Source organism: Streptomyces fractus (genome assembly GCF_049844455.1).
GTDB classification, from domain to species: Bacteria; Actinomycetota; Actinomycetes; order Streptomycetales; family Streptomycetaceae; genus Streptomyces; species Streptomyces fractus.
Window position 1 is genome coordinate 8002714 of the sequence record NZ_JBMYHI010000002.1, and the last position, 18464, is coordinate 8021177.

The window sequence follows — 18464 nt, forward strand, 5'->3', positions numbered from 1 at the left end:
GCTCATCCAGGGATCAGCTCAGCCACTCCGACTCGTACTTCTTGTACGTGCCGTCGTGCGTCGCCAGGTGCACGAACTGGTCGACGTACTCATGGAAGTCGCGGTCACCGCGCGGCGTCGCGTACGCCTTCTCCGCGAACGAGAACGGCTTGTCGGGGTGGAGCGAGCACAGCTCGGGGTGGAGCTTGGACTGGTAGAGCGTCTCGCTCGCGTCCGTCATCATCACGTCCGCCCGGCCCGCCACGATCTCGTCGAAGATCGTGCGGTTGTCCGGGTGGACCTTGATGGTGGCGCTCTTGAGATGGGCCCGGGCGAACTGCTCGTTCGTGCCACCGGGGTTGACGATCACCGTCGTCCCCGCCTGGTCGATGTCCCCCAGTGTCTGGTACTTGTCCTTGTCCGCGCAGCGCACGATCGGCGTCTTGCCGTCCTCGCGGGTCGGCTCGCTGAAGTACACCTGGCGGGCGCGCGGCAGCGTGATCGACACACCGCCGACGGCGACGTCGCACTTCCCGGCCGACAGGTCGCTCGACAGGTTCGCCCACGTGGTGTCCACCCACTGGGCCTTGGCGTCCAGGCTCTTCGCGAGGTCCTTCGCCATGTCGATGTCGATGCCGCTGTACGAACCGTCCTTCGGGTCCTTGTACGTGAACGGCTTGTAGTCACCCGTCGTGCACACCCGCAGCACACCGGACTTGGGTACCGAGTCGAGCAGGCTGGCCGGCTGCTTCTTGGCGGACTGCTGGATGGCGGAAGGCGCCGCGGGCGCGGCGGCGGTCAGCCCCAGGAGGCAGACCAGGGCGGACAGGGTGGCGACACGTTGTCTGGACGCGCGGCGGCTCATCGCGACTACTCCTCGGCACGGTGGTTGCAGGGTGAACTGATCGTCCGGCGACACACCATGTCAGAAGAGTTCGTGCCGGTGAAGGCGGTGTCCACGGCTCGGAAGGCGGCCGGACCGGAGGGGAGAATGGCGGACATGAGACGACTCCACGCGCCGTTCGACCCCTGGGACCCCGCCCCCGTGAGCGAGGTCGCGGCCCGCTTCGACGGCACCGGCGCACCCTGGTGGGTGGCCGGAGGGATGGCGATCGAGCTGGCCGCCGGGCGGGTGCTGCGCGAGCACGGCGACATCGACGTGATGCTGCTGCGCCGCGACCAGCGGATCGCCCATCAGGTCCTGGACGGCTGGGAGTTGTGGGCCGCGGACCCGCCGGGAACGCTGCGCCCGTGGGAGCCGGGGGAGCGGCTCGCGGCGGGCGTGCACGACATCTGGTGCCGCCCGGCCGGGGCCACGCGCTGGCGCATCCAGCTCATGCTGGAGGAGACCGAGGGCGACGTGTGGGTGTCACGACGCGACCCGCGTCTGCGCCGACCGCTCGACGCCCTCGGTTTCACCACCGCGGACGGCACGCCCGTGGTCTCTCCCGAGGTGCAGCTCCACTACAAGGCCAAGGGGCTGCGGCCCAAGGACCAGGTGGACTTCGATGCCGCGCTGCCCATCCTCGCCCAGGAACAGCGGAGTTGGCTCGCGGACGCGTTGGCGGCGACGTACGGGAGGGGGCACCCCTGGGCGGAGCGGCTGCGGATGACCGGTTGAACCGTCCTGAACCGATCCGACCCGCAGGGTCAGGCGTCGGCCGCTCGCAGTTCGGCCGCGGCCTCGCTCAGCGTGCGCAGCATCAACGCGGTGACCGGCGCCGACTCGTGCCCTTCGGGGACGAACGCCGAGACGCGGCGGACGCCCGCGGAGGTGAGTGGGCGGGCCACGACCTCGGTGTGCCGCAGCAGGGACAACGTCATGCCGGGCACCAGCGCGACGCCCGCCCCGGCGGCCACCAGCCCCTGCACCGCGAGGTTGTCGTCGGTGGTGAAGGCGATGTCCGGCGCGAAACCCGCCTCCGCGCAGGCGTCGACGAAGTGGCCCCGGCAGCGCCGGCACCCGGCTATCCAGCGCTCCCGCTCCAGCTGTGCCAGGTCCACGCGGCCGCTCGCGGCGAGGGCGTGTCCGGCCGGGAGCAGCGCCATCAGCGGATCGTCGAGCAGCGGCGTCTCGACCAGCCCCTCCTCGCTGTCACGGCCCGCTGTGCCCGCTGCGTCGCCGGGGTGTCCTGGTGAGAAGGCGAGCGCCAGATCGCACCGCCCCTCGCGCAGCGCACGCAGCGAGTCGGGCGGCTCCTCCTCCAACAGCTCGACGCGGATGCCCGGGTGGGCCGCCGCGACGCGGGCGACGGTCGCCGGGAGCAGCGCGGCGTTCGCCGCGGGGTAGGCGCAGACGCGGACGCGCCCCGACTCCAGGCGGGTGATCGCCTTCAGCTGGCCGTGCGCCGTCGCGATGGAGCTGAGGATGCCCGTGGCGTGCCGGGCCAGCACCTGCCCGGCGTCCGTGAGCCGCAGGCCGCGCCCCGCCCGGACGAACAGCGGCGTGCCCGCGGCGCGCTCCAGCGCCTTCATCTGCTGGCTGATGGCGGGCTGCGTGTACCCGAGGTCCCGCGCCGTCGCCGCGTAGGAGCCGGTGCGTACGACCTCGGAGAACGTCTGGATGTGCCGCGAGTCAAACATGCGTACAAGCTATGGAGTTCACCGCGCAAGTCAAGATCGGTAAGCATTTCTTGGGGTGGGTAAAGAAATGCGATGTGGACCTTGCCGCGCCGGTGCGTCAGTGTGTCCGAACCCCATGTTTTCCGAGGTCAGTGCCGGTTCCGCACCCCGGACCCGACCTGCTCCCGACCGTCCGCGGCGCGCAACGCCCGCCCCCTCCATGTTCCAGGGAAGCCCCGTGACTTCAACGCACCGCCTCGCCCGCCGCTGTGTCCCGCTCGCCGTCACGGCCTGCCTCGTGGTCCTGACGACCTCGTGCAGCAAGAGCGCCGATGTCACGACGACCGCGGGCGGGGTGAAGCTGGTCCACAAGGGCAAGCTGACCACCTGCACGCACCTGCCGTACGCGCCCTTCCAGTCGGAGAAGAACGGCAAGGTCGTCGGCTTCGACGTCTCCCTGATGGACCTCGTCGCGAAGAAGCTCGGGGTGAAGCAGGACATCATCGACAAGTCCTTCGAGACCATCAAGACCGGGGCGGACCTCAACGCGGGCCTGTGCGACGTCGCCGCCGCGGGCATGACCATCACCGACGAGCGCAAGAAGAACCTCGACTTCTCCGACCCCTACTTCGACGCCGACCAGGCGCTGCTCGCCCGCAAGGGAGTCGACGCGAAGAGCATCGACGACGTCAAGGGCGGCAAGCTGAAGCTGGGCTCCCAGGCCGCCACCACCGGCGAGGACCTGGCGCACAAGAAGGGCGTCGACTCGCAGTCCTTCGAGAGCTCGGACGCCGAACTCAACGGGCTGCGCACCGGCCAGGTCGACGTCCTCATCCAGGACTACCCGGTCGTTCAGAACTGGCTGAAGGACTCCGCGGTCAAGGACAAGTTCCGGCTCATCGGCACCGTCCCCACCGGCGAGGAGTACGGCTTCGCCGTGAAGAAGGGCGGCAACCCGAAGCTGCGCGCCGCGATCAACAAGGCGATCGGACAGGCCAAGAAGGACGGCACGTACAAGAAGCTGTACGAGCAGTGGATCGGCCCGATGCCGAAGGGCGCCGACAAGTGAGCACCGTGAAGTCCTCGTCGGTGGACGGCAGTTCAGGCAGTTCAGGCAGCGAGGTGCAGCCGCGTAAGCGCATGTCGCCGCGCCGCAGGCGCAAGGTGACGCGCGTCGTCCAGTACGTGGTCCTCGGTGTCGCGGTCGTGCTCGCCGCGACGCTCGCCGACTGGGGGCAGCTCCAGCACCAGTTCCTCGAACCGTCCGTGGCCCGCCGGATGTTCCCCGACCTGATCACGACCGCGCTGGTCAACACGGTGATCTACACCCTCACCGGGTTCGTCGTCGGGCTCGTGCTCGGTCTGGTCATCGCCCTGATGCGGCTGTCGTCGGTGGCCCCCTACCGGTGGCTCGCCTCCATCTACATCGAGTTCTTCCGCGGTTTGCCCGCGCTGCTGATCTTCATCTTCATCGGCGTCGGTGTGCCGCTCGCCTTCCCCGGCACCGCGCTGCCCGGCGGCGTCTACGGGCAGGTGGCCATCGCGCTCGGCCTGGTCGCCGCCGCGTACATGGCCGAGACGATCAGGGCCGGCATCCAGGCCGTGCCGCGCGGCCAGTTGGAGGCCGCCCGCACGCTCGGCATGTCGCAGACCCTGGCCATGCGCTCGATCGTCATCCCGCAGGCGTTCCGCATCATCGTGCCGCCGCTCACCAACGAACTGGTCCTGCTGTTCAAGGACTCCTCGCTGGTCCTCTTCCTCGGTGTCTCCCTGGAGACCCGCGAACTCACCAAGTTCGGCCGGGACCTGGCCGGTGAGACCGCCAACAGCACACCGATCTTCGTGGCCGGCCTCTGCTATCTGCTCGTCACCGTCCCGCTGGGCTATCTGGTGCGCCGCCTAGAGGCGCGACACGCGAAGGCCAGGTGAGCGGCATGACGAAGGAAACCGGGCCCAGCGCCGGGAACAGGAACAAGGACGAGGACACACGCATGAGTGCCGGCGCGGCCATCGAGATCCAGGGACTGCACAAGTCGTTCGGCGACCTGGAGGTGCTGCGCGGCATCGACTTCACCGTCGCGCACGGCGAGGTGGTCTGCGTCATCGGCCCCTCCGGATCCGGCAAGTCCACGCTGCTGCGCTGCACCAACCTGCTGGAGGAGCCCACGTCGGGGCGGGTGGTGGTGGCAGGCACCGACCTCACGGACCCGGACCTCGACATCGACCGCGTACGCCGCCGGATCGGCATGGTCTTCCAGCAGTTCAACCTCTTCCCGCACCTGAACGTCCTGGAGAACCTCACCATCGCGCAGCGCCGCGTCCTCGGCCGGGACCGGGCCGAGGCGGAGCGGACGGGGCGCGCGAACCTCGAACGCGTCGGCCTCGCCGACAAGGAGACCAGCTACCCGGCCCAGCTGTCCGGCGGCCAGCAGCAGCGGGTGGCCATCGCCCGCGCCCTGTCGATGGGGCCCGAGCTGATGCTGTTCGACGAGCCGACCAGTGCGCTCGACCCGGAACTCGTCGGCGATGTGCTCGCCGTGATGCGCTCGCTCGCCGACGAGGGGATGACGATGATGGTCGTCACCCACGAGATGGGCTTCGCCCGCGAGGTGGCGGACCGGGTCGTGTTCATGGACGGCGGCGTGGTCGTCGAGGAGGGGCGCCCGGACGAGGTGCTGGGCAACCCCCGTCACGAGCGCACCCGTTCGTTCCTCGCGCGCGTCGTGAACCCGGGGGACGCGCGGCCGGCGGACGCGGAGCCGCTGAAGTAGGCCGGCCCGCGTCGCGCCCGCTGTCAGGCGCTCGGCACCTTGTCCAGGAAGCCCCGCACGTCCCGGATCCGGCCCTCCTCGTCCAGGACCAGGACGTCGAAGCCGATCGCGAGCGGCTCGGCGCCCTCGGGGCCGAGGCCCCACTGGAAGCGCAACTGCCGGTGGTGGGCGTCGACTTCGCCGACCGGAGCGAACGCGCAGCCGGGGAACTGCTGGTGCACCCCGTCGATCAGCTGGGCGAGCGCGGCGTGCCCCGCCACCTCGGCCAGCGGGTCGGTGTACGTGGCGTCGGCCGACCAGTGCTCGGCGATGAGCTTCGTGAGCTGCTCGCCCTGCGCGTTCCAGGTGGCGAGGTAGGCGTCGACGGCGTGGTGTGCGGTCATGGTGGAACCTCCGCTGCGATGTGGTGTGTTGACGTCCCTCACAGTGGCCGGGCGGCGGCGGAAGCTCCATGACCTCCGAGGTCATGGAGGGCGCGCCCCGCCGTCGTACGCTGCCGTCATGAGCACCCTCGTGGACTCCCTCGCCCCGGCGGATCCCCTGGACGCCCGCACCGTCGGCCCGCTGCTGCGCGGCTGGCGCGAACGGCGCCGCTTCAGCCAGCAGGAGCTGTCCAACCGCTCCGCGGTCTCCACCCGGCACCTCAGCCGCGTGGAGACCGGCAGGGCGCACCCGACGCCCGAGATGATCCTGCACCTGGCGGATCACCTCGACGTCCCGCTGCGCGCCCGCAACCAGCTGCTCCTCGCGGGCGGTTACGCGCCGCACTACCGGGACCGCGACCTGGCGGATGCCTCGCTCGCGGTCGTCATGGACGGGCTGCGGGGACTCCTCGACGCCCATATGCCGTACCCGGCGCTGCTGTTGGACACGTACTGGGACGTCGTCGACGCCAACGCGGGCGTCGCGGCGCTGCTCGAAGGGTGTGCGCCCGAGCTCCTCGAACCCCCGATCAACGTCATCCGGCTGTGCGTGCACGAGCGGGGCCTGGCCCCGCGGATCCGCAACTTCACGGAGTGGGCATCCCACCTGCACCACCAAGTGGTCCACCGCGCCGAACGCACCCACGACCCGCGCCACTTCGCGCTGGCCGAGGAGACCGTGCGACACCTCGCCGCCGTGCCCCGCACCGCCCCCACCGGCAGCCCCGTCCTCACGCTGGAACTCACCGTGCCGGACGCGGGACCGCTCCGCTTCTTCAGCACCTCCGCGCAGCTCACCACGCCCGCCGACGCCGCCCTGGAGGGGCTGCACCTGGAGACGTTCCTACCGGCCGACGACGCGACACGGCGCCGCTTCGAAAAGAACTCGTAGGCGCAGGCGCTCACTTGGTAGGACTGACGGATGATCAAGGACGACACGACGGACGAACTCGACCCACTGGAACGCCTCCTGGCGGAGCGCGCCTGCGAGCGCCTGATCCTGGAACTCGTGCGCCGCCTCGACCTCGGGGACCCGGGCACGGTCTGCGAACTCTTCACCCCGGACGGCGTCTGGCACTGGCCCTACGACAACCGGCGGATCCAGGGCACGCAGGCCCTGCGCGCCTACTTCGACGGCCGCCCCGCCAACCGTCTGTCCCGGCGGATGTGCACGAACATCCTGGTCACCGTCGACACACCCGACACCGCCACGGCCACCACGTACTTCGCCACCTACCGCGTCGACGGCTACACCGCAGGCACCATCGTCCCGCCCCGGCTGCCCGCGAACGTCGGCCACTACGAGGACACCTTCCGCAAGGTGGACGGCCGTTGGCTCATGGCGAGCCGGACACTCGTCCTCCCCTTCGGCGGGCCGACCGAACACGTCGGCGGGGCCGCCGGTCAGGCGCAGTGAGTCGCGCGTCCGAGGTCAGGCCGGCTGCCAGATCCGGGCGAGCGCCGACTCGGTGAGCACCTGGTCGGGCGGGCCCTGCCCGGCGAGGTGTCCGTCGCGCAGCAGCAGACACACGTCCGCCGCTCGCGCGGCTTCAAGGTCATGTGTCGCCTTCACGACGGTCACGCCCTCGGCCGCGAGTTCCGTGAGCAGTGACCCGATCCGGCCGCGGGCCTCCGGATCGAGGCCCGTGGTCGGTTCGTCGAGGAGTAGCAGGTCGGACTCCTGGGCGAGCCCCTGCGCGATCAGCGTCCGCTGCCGCTGCCCGCCCGACAGCTCGCCCAACTGGCGCCCGGCGAGGCCGCCGATGCCGAGCCGGTCGAGCGCCGCGCCGACGGCGGCCCGGTCCCGCCGCGAGGGCCGACGCCACGCACCGAGCCCGCCCCAACGCCCCATCTCCACTGCCTGACGCACGGTCAGCGGAAGCGCGTCCCCGACGGCGCCGCGCTGCGGGACGAACGCCGGCCGCCGTTCCCCGTGGTGCCGCACCTCACCCGATGTAGGGCGGATCACACCGGCCAGCACACCGAGCAGCGTGGACTTCCCGCTGCCGTTCGGTCCGACGAGCGCGACCGTCGCCAACTCCGGTATGTGTGCGGTGAGTTGATGGAGCACGGGGCGGCCCGGGTAACCGGCGCACAGGTCGGTGAGCTGGACGCGGGTGTCCCCGTGTCGATGTGGGGCGGCCGGGGCGGTCGGTTTGTTGAACATGATTTTCATTGTACTGTCCTCGCATGGAGTGGTTGACGGCCCCCTTCGAGGTGGCCTTTGTGCAGCGCGCCCTGTGGGGCGGAATCCTGGTGTCCGCGATATGCGCGCTCGCCGGGACGTGGGTCGTACTGAGGGGGATGGCCTTCCTGGGGGACGCGATGTCCCACGGGCTGCTGCCGGGTGTCGCGCTGGCGGCACTGCTCGGCGGGAACCTGATGGTGGGCGCGGTCGCGAGCGCGGCCGTGATGACGGCGGGCGTGACGGCCCTCGGCAGGGCAAGGCGGCTCTCCCGCGACACGGGGATCGGGCTGCTGTTCGTCGGCATGCTGTCGCTCGGCGTCATCATCGTGTCGCGCTCGCAGTCCTTCGCGGTGGACCTGACCGGCTTCCTCTTCGGTGACGTCCTCGCCGTGCGCGGACAGGACCTCGCGCTGCTCGGGGTGGCACTGCTCGCATCACTCCTGGTGTCGTTCCTCGGCCACCGGGCCTTCCTCGCCCTCACGTTCGACGCCCGCAAGGCGCAGACGCTGGGGCTGCGCCCCCGGCTCGCGCACGCCGTGCTGCTCGGACTGCTCGGGCTCGCGATCGTCGCCTCGTTCCACATCGTCGGGACGCTGCTCGTCCTCGGCCTGCTGATCGCGCCGCCCGCGGCCGTCCTGCCCTGGGCTCGCAGTGTGCTCGGGGTCATGGCGGGCGCCGCCCTGCTCGGCGCCGCCGCCACCTTCGGCGGGCTGCTCCTGTCGTGGCACCTGTCCACGGCCGCCGGGGCCACCGTCTCGGCGCTCGCGGTGAGTCTCTTCTTCCTCTCCCACCTCGCGTCCGGCGTCCGCCACCGCCGAACGGGCCGTGCCGCCGACGCCACCGGTCCCGCCCTCGTTCTCGAAGTCGACCGAAGGAATTCGGAGGCACTGTCTTGACCGCCAGAACCCTCGCCGCGAAGTGGGCCCCGCTCCCGCTGGCACTCACCGCCCTGATCGCCGCGGGCTGCTCGCCCCAGGAGGGCAACGACCCGAAATCGGCGGGGAGTTCACCGTCGACCACCCCGCACGGCTACGTAGCCGGCGCGAAGGAGGGCGCCGAGCAGCAGTCCCGGCTGATCCTCAACGACCCCGACAGCGGGAGCACCCGGGTCCTCGACCTCATCACCGGCAAGGTGACGAGAACGGGCAAGGTCACGGACGCCGCCGGCCTCACCACGGACGGCCGCTTCGGCTACCTCCACGCCTCCGCTACCACCCACGTCCTCGACGGCGGCTCCTGGACCGTGGACCACGGCGACCACGTCCACTACTACCGCGCGGCGATCCGCGACGTGGGTCAACTCCCTGTAGGGGAGGGCACATTGGTCCGCAGTGACGCCGCCGTGACCGCCGTCACCGACAAGGGCGGGCGCACCGTCCTGTACGACCGCGGCGAGCTGGAGAACGGCGAACTCGTCCGCACCCGCACGCTGCCGGGAACACACACAGGGCCCGTCATCCCGTACGAGGAACACCTGTTGACCCTCGCCGACGAGCGCGGCGCCACGAAGCTCACGGTACTCGACCGCAAGGGCAGGCCCGTCCCCGCGCCGGACGTCGCATGCGAGAACCCGAAGGGCGACGCCGTCACCCGGCGGGGCGTCGTTCTCGGCTGCGCCGACGGGGCACTGCTCGTACGAGAGGAGAACGGGCGGTTCACCACCGAGTCCATCCCCTACGACACGGACGTGCCGGACACCCAGCGGGCGGCCGACTTCCGGCAGCGCCCCGGCAGCGACACCCTGACCGCGCGTGCCGGGCATGACGCCGTGTGGATGCTGGACGTCGGCGAGCGTACCTGGACGCGGGTGGAGACCGGCCCCGTCGTCGCCGCCAACACCGCCGGGGAAGGGGCGCCGCTGCTCGTCCTGGAGACCGACGGCAGGCTGCACGGCTACGACATCGGGACGGGGCAGGAGACCACCCGCACCAAGAAGCTCCTCACCGGGGCACCGCACACCCGCAGCGCCCCCGTCATCGAGGTCGACCGCAGCCGCGCCTACGTCAACGACCCTGACGGCAAGCGGGTGTTCGAGGTCGACTACAACGACGACCTGCGCGTCGCCCGCACCTTCGACCTCGACATCGAACCCGTACTCATGGCGGAGGCCGGCCGATGAGCGCGAACGAGGCGAAGAAGCGTGTCCGGGTGGGCACGGCACGGCTGCGCAGTCTGCTGCTCGGGCTGCTGACCTTGACGGCCGCCGCCACCGCGACCGCCTGCGCCACCGAGGGCGAACGGCCCCGGATCGTCGTCACCACCAACATCCTCGGCGACGTCACTCGCGAGATAGCGGGCGACCAGGCCGACGTCACCGTCCTCATGAAGCCCAACGCCGACCCGCACTCCTTCGGCCTCTCCGCGCGGCAGGCCGCCGACCTCGAACGGGCCGACCTCGTCGTCCACAACGGCCTCGGCCTGGAGGAGAACGTGCTGCGCCACGTGGACGCCGCCCGCGCGTCCGGCGTCGCCGCCTTCGAGGTCGGCAAGGCCGTCGACCCGCTCACCTTCCACACCGGCGACGACGCCGGGGACGGCCGCGCCGACCCGCACTTCTGGACCGACCCCGACCGCATGCGCAAGGCGGCAGGACTCATCGCCGACCAGATCACCCAGCACGTCGACGGCGTCGACGACAGCGCGGTGCGCGCCCAAGCGGACCGCTACGACAAGGAGTTGGCGAAGCTCAGCACGTGGATGGGGGAGTCCTTCGACCGCGTCCCCGACGAACGGCGCGCCCTCGTCACCAATCACCACGTCTTCGGCTACCTCGCCGACCGCTTCGGCCTCCGCGTCGTCGGCGCCGTCGTCCCCAGCGGTACCACCCTCGCCTCGCCCAGCTCCTCCGACCTGCGCTCCCTCACCGAGGCCATGGAACGGGCCGGTGTCCGCACCGTGTTCGCCGACTCGTCCCGGCCCACGCGCCTCGCCGAGGTGCTGCGCAAGGAGATGGGCGGCCGGGTCCAGGTCGTGAAGCTGTACTCCGAGTCGCTGACGGCCGAGGGCGGGGGCGCGGACACGTACCTGCGGATGATGCGCGCCAACACGACGGCGATGACCAAGGGCCTGACGGCCCGCTGACCTCCGGACGTTCGACAACGCCCAACGACGCCCCATGACGCCCAACAGGAAGGAACACAAGTGAACACGACCCCGACACCCCGCAGGAGAGCCCTCGGAGGAACGGCCTTCGCCCTCGCGCTCGCCACCGCGCTGACCGCCTGCGGGAGCGAGGACGACACCAGGAGCGCGTCCAGGGCCGAGCGCGCCACACCCGCCGCCAAGGTCGAGGACCCGCTCGTCGCCGGCTTCGACGGCGGCCTCTACATACTCGACGGCAAGAACCTGAAGCCCGGCAGGACGATCGACCTGCCCGGCTTCAACCGGCTCAACCCTGCGGGCGACGAGGACCACGTCGTCGTCTCCACCGACAGCGGCTTCCGCGTCCTGGACGCCGCCGGACAGCGCCTCACCGACATCGCGTACCAGGGCTCCGAGCCGGGCCACGTCGTCCGGCACGCGGGCAAGACTGTCCTCTTCACCGACGGCACCGGCGAGGTCAACGTCTTCGACCCCGCCGACCTGGGCCGCGGCACGAAGCCCAAGGGGCGCGAGTACACCTCGGCCGAGGCCCACCACGGCGTCGCCATCGAGCTGGAGAACGGCGAACTCCTCAGCACCTTGGGCGACAAGGAGACACGCACCGGCGTGCTCGTCCTCGACAAGGACAACAAGGAGATCGCGCGCAACGAGAAGTGCCCCGGCGTGCACGGCGAGGCCGCCGCCGAGGGCGAGGCGATCGGTGTCGGCTGCGAGGACGGCATCCTGATCTACAAGGAAGGGAAGTTCACGAAGATCGACGCCCCGGACGACTACGGCCGCATCGGCAACCAGGCCGGAAGCGACGCCTCCCCGGTCCTCCTCGGCGACTACAAGACCGACGCGGAGGCCGAGCTGGAACGCCCCACCCGCGTCTCCCTCGTCGACACGGAGAAGAAGCGGCTCCGCCTGGTCGACCTGGGCACCAGCTACTCCTTCCGCTCACTGGCCCGGGGGCCGCACGGCGAGGCGTTGGTCCTGGGCACCGACGGGAGGATCCACGTCATCGACCCGGCCACCGGAAAGATCGAGAAGCGGATCGACGCGGTGGGCGACTGGCGGGAACCCCTGGACTGGCAGCAGCCCCGGCCCACCCTGTTCGTCCGCGACCACACGGCGTACGTGTCCGAACCCGGCGAGAAGTCCCTGCACGCCATCGACCTGGACACCGGCAAGAAGCTCACGTCCGTGAAGCTGCCGAAGAGCACCAACGAGCTGTCCGGCGTGGTGGCCGGACACTGACAACGGGCGCGGACACGCGTACGCCCCCCGTGATCCGCGGACCACGGGGGCGTACGGCCGTTGGCTCAGACGGACCGGTGGTACTGGTCCGGCACATGCGACTCCGCGCCCAGCTCGCGCGCCGCGTGGCGGGCGAAGGACGGGTCGCGGAGCAGCTCGCGGCCGACGAGGACCGCGTCCGCCTCGCCGTTGGCGAGGATCTTCTCGGCCTGCTCGGGCTCGGTGATGAGGCCGACCGCGGCGGCCGGGACCCCGGCCTCGTTACGGACGCGGGCCGCGAAGGGGACCTGGTAGCCGGGGCCGACCGGGATGCGGACGCCGGCCGCGTTGCCGCCGGTCGACACGTCGATGAGGTCCACACCGTGGGCCTTCAGCTCGGCGGCGAACCGGACGGTGTCGTCGGCGGTCCAGCCCTCCTCGCCGTCCAGCCAGTCCGTCGCGGAGATACGGAAGAGCAGCGGCAGTTCCTCGGGCCACACCGCGCGGACCGCGTCCACGACCTCAAGAGCGAAACGGGTGCGGTTCTCGTAGGAGCCGCCGTACTCGTCGGTGCGCTTGTTGGAGTGCGGGGAGAGGAACTCGCCGATGAGGTAGCCGTGCGCGCCGTGCAGCTCGATGACCTGGAAACCGGCGTCGAGGGCGCGACGGGTGGCGTCGACGAACTGCTGGACGATCTCCTTGATGCCCTCGACCGACAGCTCGGTCGGCACCGGGTGGTTCTCGTCGAAGGGCACCGCGCTCGGGGCGACGGCGTCCCAGCCGTACGCGTCCGGGCCCACCGGCGCGCCGCCCTTCCAGGGCCGGTCGGTCGAGGCCTTTCGGCCCGCGTGTGCCGGTCTTACCAAGTATCGTTGTACCCATGACAGCAGCAGTAGCGCGGAATAGTCCGCGCAGGGGAGGGCTGCGGGTAGTCGGGGCGAAGCGGTTGAGCCGCTACACCGACGCGACTACATCGCCTGAAGTCCAAGAGGACATGATCACGGCCGCGCAGGAACGAGTGGGGGGTTCATTCGTCGGGTGGGCGACGGATCTCGATATCTCCGCGCTCAAGACGACGCCATGGGAGCGGCCGGAACTAGCGTACTGGCTCGACCGCCCCGACGAGTGGGACGTGCTCATCTGGCAGCGCATGGACCGCGCAGTGCGGTCCATGGCGGACATGGCAGATCTCGGCCGCTACGCCAAGCAGCACGGCAAGCGCCTCATCTTCGCGTCGGGCCCCGGCGGGGACATGTTGGAGCTCGACTTCGCGTCGCCCATGTCCGAACTGATCATGCTCATCCTGGCGTTCGCTGCCCAAATGGAAGGGCAGACGATTATGGAGCGGAATCAGGGCGCTGCGGCGCACCTGGAGTCGCTCGGGCGCTGGGGCGGCGGGCCTGTCCCCTACGGATGGGAGCCGCGGAGAAAGACCTTCGAAGACGGCAACGAAGGGTGGTGGCTGTTCCTTCACGTCGACAAGGAGGATCCGACTCGGAGCACATCGGATATCCGGCGGTCGATGATCGCGCGGGCAATCTCGGGTAAAGGTTTCTCCGAAATCCTCCGATGGCTGGAGGAGATGGAGGCCATAACCCCCTTCAACCACCGCGCGCGGCTCGCAACTCCGCCGCGAGAGCAAGACGAAAACAGCACATGGAATGTCACTGTGGTGCGCGAAATGCTCCTGTCGGAGATCAACCGCGGGTACACCGTGAAACGTGACGGCTCTATCGTCCGTGACGACGAAGGGGCGCCGGTACTTCAAGCAGAACCACTCGTCGACAACGACACGGCATACCGGCTCAAAGACGCGTTGAAGCTGCTTGAGAACGGCCTCGCGGGAAAGCCCCGCAGCGACGGACACGAGCTTCTAGGCATCGTGGTGTGCGGCATCTGTCAGCGCAACATGGTCCAGTCGTGGACGTCGGAGACGAAAGGCAAAGGACGAAACCGCGTCAGAACCGGCGTGCGCGTCGAAACCTTCCGCTGCAACGGGAAGCACCACCCGGAAGGCGTTCCCGGTCTGGGCATGCGCCGTGCGGAGGTGCTGAAGTGGCTTGACGTCCAATTCCTGGAGAACGTCGGACCGTTCAGGCGCACGCAGGTGGTCACGACGCCGGGCGTCGACCACAGGGACGAGATCGCGGAGCTTGGGGCCGCCGTCGACGAGCTAGCGACCCGCCTGGGGCGCTTGAGTGGTCCCGCGGCCGACGCCGTGGAGAAGCAACTCGTAGGCCGCTCCACACGCTTGCAGGAGCTCCAGGCAGCCCCCTACGTCCCCCCGCGACAGGAAGTGGTGGAGCTTGACGAGACATGGGGTGACGTCTGGCGCGGCACGGATGACTGGTACAAGCGCGCCAAGTTGCTGCGAGACGTCGGCGTCCGCATCGAAGCACTGCCGGCAAAGGGGTGGCGCCCCGACATTTCTACGCGCCTGCGCTTCCTTGTCGGGCAGCACGTCGACCCGGTGGAGGACGCGCTCGAAGATGTGGCCCAACAGGAGACACTCTAAGGTCACAGACCGATAACGAACTGAGGCGCCTTTGCGGGCAGTTGGCGGGGCGCCTCACTCGTCGGATCGGCCTCCGGGGCGACGTCGGCGCGGCATCCTCGTCCGCGGCGTGCGGGGCATGGTGACGGCGAGTGACGCCGAGAGGGTTCTCGTCACGCTACGTACGACACGTGGTCAATCCGGGTGCCAAAAACGCAAACTAACCCCCTACTTCTACTTTCTCCCCTACGCGTTAGAGGGAAAGTGAAAGTAGGGGTTAGTTTGCTGGTTTGGACGAGGTCTGTCCGACGGCCCGTGAGCGCCCCGCGTATAACACTTACGACATAACACTAGTAGGAGGGGAGGACGTGGCGACGCCGGCGAATGGCGCGGCTCCCGCTCTCCTCCACCGACGACCGGTGCCGCTCCTGCGCTCCCCGAACTCTCCTCCGGGTTGAAGCGCGGTCGAGCGGCCCGGTCGTCTCAGAGAGCGAGTCGCTCGGGGCCTGGGTATATGGCGGCACTGCTGAAGTAGTGCCGCACGGTGCGGCAGTTGGCGCAGGCGGCCAAGGCGTCGGCATCAGTGCGCCCTGTGAGGCTGAATACGTACTCCTGCTCCTGCTTGTTCAAGCGTTGGTGCGGCATGAAAGCGTTGCAGACGCTGCAGTGTTTGTTGACGCCGACGTTCTGGAGCGTCCTGGGCAGCGTCAGCGGTTGCGCTGACGTGGTCGACGTGGCGGATTCGTGCTGGGACCGCTCGCGTTCAAGCGCAACTTCTATTCTGGTTCGTGCTGCTTGCCAGAGCTCGTCCCATGCCGGTAGGAGTTCCTCTGGTGTGTGAACTCTGTGGCGGTCCCCAAGGATCTGGAGAAGGTCTTGGATGAGGTCCCAGTCCGGTAGCCGTGTGCCCGTGAAGGCGGCATGGATCTTGCTGCGAGAGTGCGGCGGGTCACTGTGTTTGAGCTTGGCTTCCATCCAGCGGAGGGATGGGGCGCCCACCTCGGCGTGCAGACGGTGTAGCCGTTGATTCAGGTCGGCGAGTGGACCGTCTAGCCCCTCTGGCTTACTCAGAAAGCCCGCGCTGCCCATTACTGCCTTTCGCTGAGGCGTCCCTCGGGACGTGTCCCTATCTGTCTTCTGCCGTCCTAATGTGGCGCACGCCGTCTCGAACCGTCCAGAGGCCCTGTTGGCTGAGGCATGTTGGGAGCTACCGCATCCAGCGGTATCCGACAGGCTGAGGGGGCGAGCATGGAGAAGAAGAGGCAGCGAATCGCGTGGGCCGCCATGGTAGGCGCAGCGAGGGGGGCGGGGGCTGCGGCTGGAAGTGCAGCGGTAGCGCTCGTACTGCACTACCTGGCACTGGGAGGAGCGGGGCTCCCCTGGTAGCGCACAGCCCCGCCGCGGAGGAACTCTCCCGGCTGTTTGCGTTCAGGAGTAGCTACTTCGGCAACTCGACTGTGAACGACGGTGCCTGAGACTCGCCCCCGGAGCCTCCGAAGTAGCTGACTTCGCCGCCCTTGCGGCTGACGTCAAGGATCAACTTCCCTGTGAGCGACTGCCCCGGCTTGTACGTGGTGTCGAGCTCGGGACCTTCCCCGACTCCTTCAAGCGTGGACGCGCCCTGCGCGGCCGTCTTGGAGTCCTCCCACGAGGTCATCCCGTAGAACGCGATGTCAGCCGGAGCTTTGCCGACGTTCTTCAGCGTCAACGTCAGTTCGACGTACTGCCCGTGCTCGGGCTTGTTGGTCGTGTCGATCTGCGCCGGCGTCACGTACTTCGCGCTGACGGCCGTGGTCTGCATCTTCGTCGTGACGTCGGACGGCTCCCCGTACTCGTCCGCTTGCGCGTAGATCCAAGTGCCCGTTTCCCCGATCTTCAGGACCGGGGCGTTTGGCGTGGCGGATGCGGTGGACGGCGGTTCGTCGGCCGGCGATGCCGTGCCTATGTCTTCAACGGATACGTCGGCCTTTACCGGCTTCGATTCCGCGCCGGTCCCTTCCCCGCTGCATCCCGTCAGTACGGCGACGAGGACGGCAGGAACGGCCAGTAAACCGGCACGGCGAATACAGGTGCTCATAGCAACCCCCCCATGAAACAGCGGCCTCCCCAGACCGCATGAAGCGCAAGCGTAAGGCATGCGTGTGGAGCAGGAGGCGTGATGGCGTGGGCAGGCAGTACGCGCAGGCAGCGCCTTCCGAAGGACTGGCCCCGCATCAGACGCCGCATCATCCGCCGTGACAAGGGTGTTTGTGTGGCCCTGTACAGCGACGGCACACAGTGCGCCTTGCCGGGTACTGATGTGGACCACATCGTGCCTGGAGACGACCACACAGACTCGAACCTGCGGCTCCTGTGCACGTGGCATCACAGGCACAAGAGCAGCAGTGAAGGCGGCACAGCAGCCGCCCTCACACGCGTGCGTATGGCACGGCCCATGCCCACACACCCGGCACTAGAGGAGTAGGCATGGCAGGTGCCCATGTGGTGCTGGAGGAGGGCGACGACACGGGCGAGGACGGAGTCATGGTGACTCGCGTCGTAGTCAACGGCGTTGATGTTGGTCGACTCGCAAATGCTCCGAAGATCAAAGTCGGTTCGAATCGAGATCGATCAGTGACGACGGTGACGATCACGCTCGTCCCGAGCCGCCTGGAGATCAGGGGCGAGCTCGCTGACGGCGAACGTCGCGAGCCCCGCGCCGGCTTCACAGCGAAGATCGTCTAGCCCCGCCGGGTCGTCGAGCAAGATCAACCCAGGGGGGTGACCCCCGATCGGTCACCTTGAAGACCGAAGAGGTGCTGGGCCCCGCTGTCTGTACGGGTCTGGGGGATGTGGCCTAGGCGTCCGCACGCGCCCGCTGGAGGCCCGAACGCCGGCCGGTTGGCCTGTCGTGGACCCCGATCCGGGAGGCGGGCACACAGGGCTTCGGTCACATAGCGTCCTTCATCTTCCCTGGTCAGAGGCTTGAAAGTGTGACCGGCCGCATCTAGGATGGACCCATGACCAGGACTTGCGAGCACTGCACGGGAGCGATGCCGATCATGGCGCGCGCCCACGCCAAGACGTGCTCGCCCCGGTGCCGTAAGGCGCTGTCGCGCGCGAAGGCGCGTAACCCGCTCCCCGAGGAGCTGCGGACCCGCGACAGGTGGATCCGCCGTGACGCGAAGAAGGTTCCGTTGACGTCGGCCGGCATGGCTGCGTCGTCGACCAACTCGCGTACCTGGAGCACCTACGCGGAGGCGTCATCGTCCTCCGCGGGTGTCGGTCTCGGTTTCGTCCTCTCGGACGTCGACGACATCGTCTGTCTCGACCTTGACCACTGTCTTAACCCGCTCACGGGCCGTCTGGCTCCGTGGGCCGCAGCCATCGTTCGCGACGCGGGCGCCACCTACGTAGAGGTGTCCCCGTCCGGCGACGGACTGCATATCTGGGGTCGCGCTGACGTCCGCCATGGACGGAAGATCCGGCGCCCCGACGGTACGGCCGTGGAGATCTACGGGACCGGCCGCTACATCGCAATGACGGGGCGCCGCCATGGCAACACCCCGTCTGCGCTAGGGAACTTGTCCGCGGTCGTCGCTGCTCTGACTCCCTGACTCTCCAGGGCGCCGGAACCTTCTGACCTCCGCTCGGGCTTCGTCAAGAGCGCGAACCGTCTTGGCGAACTTCCCGAGAATCATGCGGAGTTGATCCAACGCGCTAGCGGCTACGGCCGCTGCCCCCGCGAT

Annotated in this window: 19 protein-coding genes and 1 pseudogene; 13 read left to right on the forward strand and 7 right to left on the reverse strand. The window is 69.2% G+C overall.

Going from position 1 to position 18464, the window contains the following annotated elements; genetic code table 11:
• Window positions 1-13 precede the first annotated feature (13 nt).
• Entirely contained in the window at window positions 14-844 is an 831-nt protein-coding gene (locus tag ACP4E5_RS38205) for a transporter substrate-binding domain-containing protein (protein ID WP_425837251.1), read from the reverse strand.
• A 135-nt stretch (window positions 845-979) separates the two neighbouring features.
• Here ACP4E5_RS38205 and ACP4E5_RS38210 point away from each other — a divergent pair, with 135 nt between their 5' ends.
• A complete protein-coding gene (locus ACP4E5_RS38210) occupies window positions 980-1600 on the forward strand; it encodes a nucleotidyltransferase domain-containing protein (protein WP_425837254.1) in 621 nt (206 codons plus the stop codon).
• A gap of 29 nt (window positions 1601-1629) precedes the next feature.
• Here the strand turns inward: ACP4E5_RS38210 and ACP4E5_RS38215 are convergent, their stop codons facing one another.
• Window positions 1630-2562, reverse strand: a complete 933-nt coding sequence (locus tag ACP4E5_RS38215) for a LysR family transcriptional regulator (protein WP_425837256.1) — start codon at window positions 2560-2562, stop codon at window positions 1630-1632.
• 199 nt (window positions 2563-2761) lie between these two features.
• On the opposite strand from ACP4E5_RS38215, the gene ACP4E5_RS38220 reads away from it, so the two are divergent.
• From ACP4E5_RS38220 to ACP4E5_RS38230, 3 genes are all read left to right on the forward strand, one after another.
• Complete coding sequence (locus ACP4E5_RS38220) at window positions 2762-3610, forward strand: transporter substrate-binding domain-containing protein (RefSeq protein WP_425837259.1); 849 nt, start codon at window positions 2762-2764, stop codon at window positions 3608-3610.
• 71 nt (window positions 3611-3681) lie between these two features.
• On the forward strand, window positions 3682-4470 hold the full coding sequence (locus ACP4E5_RS38225) for an amino acid ABC transporter permease (protein WP_425841974.1): 789 nt from the start codon (window positions 3682-3684) through the stop codon (window positions 4468-4470).
• Window positions 4471-4532: 62 nt separating this feature from the next.
• Window positions 4533-5312, forward strand: coding sequence for an amino acid ABC transporter ATP-binding protein (locus ACP4E5_RS38230; RefSeq protein ID WP_425841977.1), 780 nt, complete (start codon window positions 4533-4535; stop codon window positions 5310-5312).
• 23 nt (window positions 5313-5335) lie between these two features.
• On the opposite strand, the gene ACP4E5_RS38235 is transcribed toward ACP4E5_RS38230, so the two are convergent.
• Window positions 5336-5695 (reverse strand): nuclear transport factor 2 family protein, encoded by a 360-nt coding sequence (locus ACP4E5_RS38235; protein ID WP_425837261.1) that lies wholly within the window; start codon window positions 5693-5695, stop codon window positions 5336-5338.
• A 118-nt stretch (window positions 5696-5813) separates the two neighbouring features.
• On the opposite strand from ACP4E5_RS38235, the gene ACP4E5_RS38240 reads away from it, so the two are divergent.
• Window positions 5814-6626 carry a helix-turn-helix domain-containing protein gene (locus ACP4E5_RS38240; protein ID WP_425837263.1) on the forward strand — a complete coding sequence of 271 codons (813 nt, stop codon included), beginning with the start codon at window positions 5814-5816 and terminating at the stop codon, window positions 6624-6626.
• Window positions 6627-6656: 30 nt separating this feature from the next.
• Window positions 6657-7151, forward strand: a complete 495-nt coding sequence (locus ACP4E5_RS38245; RefSeq protein ID WP_425837266.1) for a nuclear transport factor 2 family protein — start codon at window positions 6657-6659, stop codon at window positions 7149-7151.
• A 15-nt stretch (window positions 7152-7166) separates the two neighbouring features.
• Here ACP4E5_RS38245 and aztA read toward each other — a convergent pair whose 3' ends face one another.
• Entirely contained in the window at window positions 7167-7910 is a 744-nt protein-coding gene (gene aztA, locus ACP4E5_RS38250; RefSeq protein ID WP_425837269.1) for a zinc ABC transporter ATP-binding protein AztA, read from the reverse strand.
• Between the two features lie 14 nt (window positions 7911-7924).
• On the opposite strand from aztA, the gene aztB reads away from it, so the two are divergent.
• Genes aztB through aztD form a run of 4 tightly spaced genes read left to right on the forward strand, consistent with a single transcriptional unit; the run spans window position 7925 to window position 12263 of the window.
• On the forward strand, window positions 7925-8818 hold the full coding sequence (gene aztB / locus ACP4E5_RS38255) for a zinc ABC transporter permease AztB (RefSeq protein WP_425837271.1): 894 nt from the start codon (window positions 7925-7927) through the stop codon (window positions 8816-8818).
• A complete protein-coding gene (locus ACP4E5_RS38260) occupies window positions 8815-10041 on the forward strand; it encodes a hypothetical protein (protein WP_425837274.1) in 1227 nt (408 codons plus the stop codon). The genes aztB and ACP4E5_RS38260 overlap by 4 nt, the downstream gene beginning before the upstream one ends.
• Window positions 10038-11003 (forward strand): zinc ABC transporter substrate-binding protein AztC, encoded by a 966-nt coding sequence (aztC, locus tag ACP4E5_RS38265; protein ID WP_425837277.1) that lies wholly within the window; start codon window positions 10038-10040, stop codon window positions 11001-11003. The genes ACP4E5_RS38260 and aztC overlap by 4 nt, the downstream gene beginning before the upstream one ends.
• 60 nt (window positions 11004-11063) lie before the next feature.
• Complete coding sequence (gene aztD, locus ACP4E5_RS38270; RefSeq protein WP_425837280.1) at window positions 11064-12263, forward strand: zinc metallochaperone AztD; 1200 nt, start codon at window positions 11064-11066, stop codon at window positions 12261-12263.
• 65 nt (window positions 12264-12328) lie between these two features.
• Here aztD and ACP4E5_RS38275 read toward each other — a convergent pair.
• Window positions 12329-13105 (reverse strand): annotated as a pseudogene (locus ACP4E5_RS38275) (oxidoreductase); the annotation flags it as partial.
• 17 nt (window positions 13106-13122) lie between these two features.
• Between ACP4E5_RS38275 and ACP4E5_RS38280 the strand changes: the two are divergent.
• Complete coding sequence (locus tag ACP4E5_RS38280; RefSeq protein ID WP_425837282.1) at window positions 13123-14757, forward strand: recombinase family protein; 1635 nt, start codon at window positions 13123-13125, stop codon at window positions 14755-14757.
• A 462-nt stretch (window positions 14758-15219) separates the two neighbouring features.
• On the opposite strand, the gene ACP4E5_RS38285 is transcribed toward ACP4E5_RS38280, so the two are convergent.
• Both ACP4E5_RS38285 and ACP4E5_RS38290 read right to left on the reverse strand, forming a co-directional pair.
• On the reverse strand, window positions 15220-15711 hold the full coding sequence (locus ACP4E5_RS38285; RefSeq protein ID WP_425837285.1) for a hypothetical protein: 492 nt from the start codon (window positions 15709-15711) through the stop codon (window positions 15220-15222).
• 463 nt (window positions 15712-16174) lie between these two features.
• Window positions 16175-16813 carry a DUF4352 domain-containing protein gene (locus tag ACP4E5_RS38290; RefSeq protein ID WP_425837287.1) on the reverse strand — a complete coding sequence of 213 codons (639 nt, stop codon included), beginning with the start codon at window positions 16811-16813 and terminating at the stop codon, window positions 16175-16177.
• A gap of 389 nt (window positions 16814-17202) precedes the next feature.
• Here ACP4E5_RS38290 and ACP4E5_RS38295 point away from each other — a divergent pair, with 389 nt between their 5' ends.
• Together ACP4E5_RS38295 and ACP4E5_RS38300 are read left to right on the forward strand one after the other, a co-directional pair.
• The gene (locus ACP4E5_RS38295; RefSeq protein ID WP_425837290.1) at window positions 17203-17460 is read left to right on the forward strand and encodes a hypothetical protein; all 258 of its coding nucleotides are present in this window, start codon (window positions 17203-17205) and stop codon (window positions 17458-17460) included.
• 275 nt (window positions 17461-17735) lie between these two features.
• Complete coding sequence (locus tag ACP4E5_RS38300; RefSeq protein ID WP_425837293.1) at window positions 17736-18332, forward strand: DNA primase; 597 nt, start codon at window positions 17736-17738, stop codon at window positions 18330-18332.
• Window positions 18333-18464: the final 132 nt, after the last annotated feature.

Bases quoted from the DNA above. Each gene is read 5' to 3' on its own strand.
- ACP4E5_RS38205 (WP_425837251.1), bottom strand. From the start codon at position 844: ATGAGCCGCCGCGCGTCCAGACAACGTGTCGCCACCCTGTCCGCCCTG.
- ACP4E5_RS38210 (WP_425837254.1), top strand. From the start codon at position 980: ATGAGACGACTCCACGCGCCGTTCGACCCCTGGGACCCCGCCCCCGTG.
- ACP4E5_RS38215 (WP_425837256.1), bottom strand. From the start codon at position 2,562: ATGTTTGACTCGCGGCACATCCAGACGTTCTCCGAGGTCGTACGCACC.
- ACP4E5_RS38220 (WP_425837259.1), top strand. From the start codon at position 2,762: ATGTTCCAGGGAAGCCCCGTGACTTCAACGCACCGCCTCGCCCGCCGC.
- ACP4E5_RS38225 (WP_425841974.1), top strand. From the start codon at position 3,682: ATGTCGCCGCGCCGCAGGCGCAAGGTGACGCGCGTCGTCCAGTACGTG.
- ACP4E5_RS38230 (WP_425841977.1), top strand. From the start codon at position 4,533: ATGAGTGCCGGCGCGGCCATCGAGATCCAGGGACTGCACAAGTCGTTC.
- ACP4E5_RS38235 (WP_425837261.1), bottom strand. From the start codon at position 5,695: ATGACCGCACACCACGCCGTCGACGCCTACCTCGCCACCTGGAACGCG.
- ACP4E5_RS38240 (WP_425837263.1), top strand. From the start codon at position 5,814: ATGAGCACCCTCGTGGACTCCCTCGCCCCGGCGGATCCCCTGGACGCC.
- ACP4E5_RS38245 (WP_425837266.1), top strand. From the start codon at position 6,657: ATGATCAAGGACGACACGACGGACGAACTCGACCCACTGGAACGCCTC.
- aztA (WP_425837269.1), bottom strand. From the start codon at position 7,910: ATGAAAATCATGTTCAACAAACCGACCGCCCCGGCCGCCCCACATCGA.
- aztB (WP_425837271.1), top strand. From the start codon at position 7,925: ATGGAGTGGTTGACGGCCCCCTTCGAGGTGGCCTTTGTGCAGCGCGCC.
- aztC (WP_425837277.1), top strand. From the start codon at position 10,038: ATGAGCGCGAACGAGGCGAAGAAGCGTGTCCGGGTGGGCACGGCACGG.
- ACP4E5_RS38280 (WP_425837282.1), top strand. From the start codon at position 13,123: ATGACAGCAGCAGTAGCGCGGAATAGTCCGCGCAGGGGAGGGCTGCGG.
- ACP4E5_RS38285 (WP_425837285.1), bottom strand. From the start codon at position 15,711: ATGGAAGCCAAGCTCAAACACAGTGACCCGCCGCACTCTCGCAGCAAG.
- ACP4E5_RS38290 (WP_425837287.1), bottom strand. From the start codon at position 16,813: ATGAGCACCTGTATTCGCCGTGCCGGTTTACTGGCCGTTCCTGCCGTC.
- ACP4E5_RS38295 (WP_425837290.1), top strand. From the start codon at position 17,203: ATGGCAGGTGCCCATGTGGTGCTGGAGGAGGGCGACGACACGGGCGAG.
- ACP4E5_RS38300 (WP_425837293.1), top strand. From the start codon at position 17,736: ATGACCAGGACTTGCGAGCACTGCACGGGAGCGATGCCGATCATGGCG.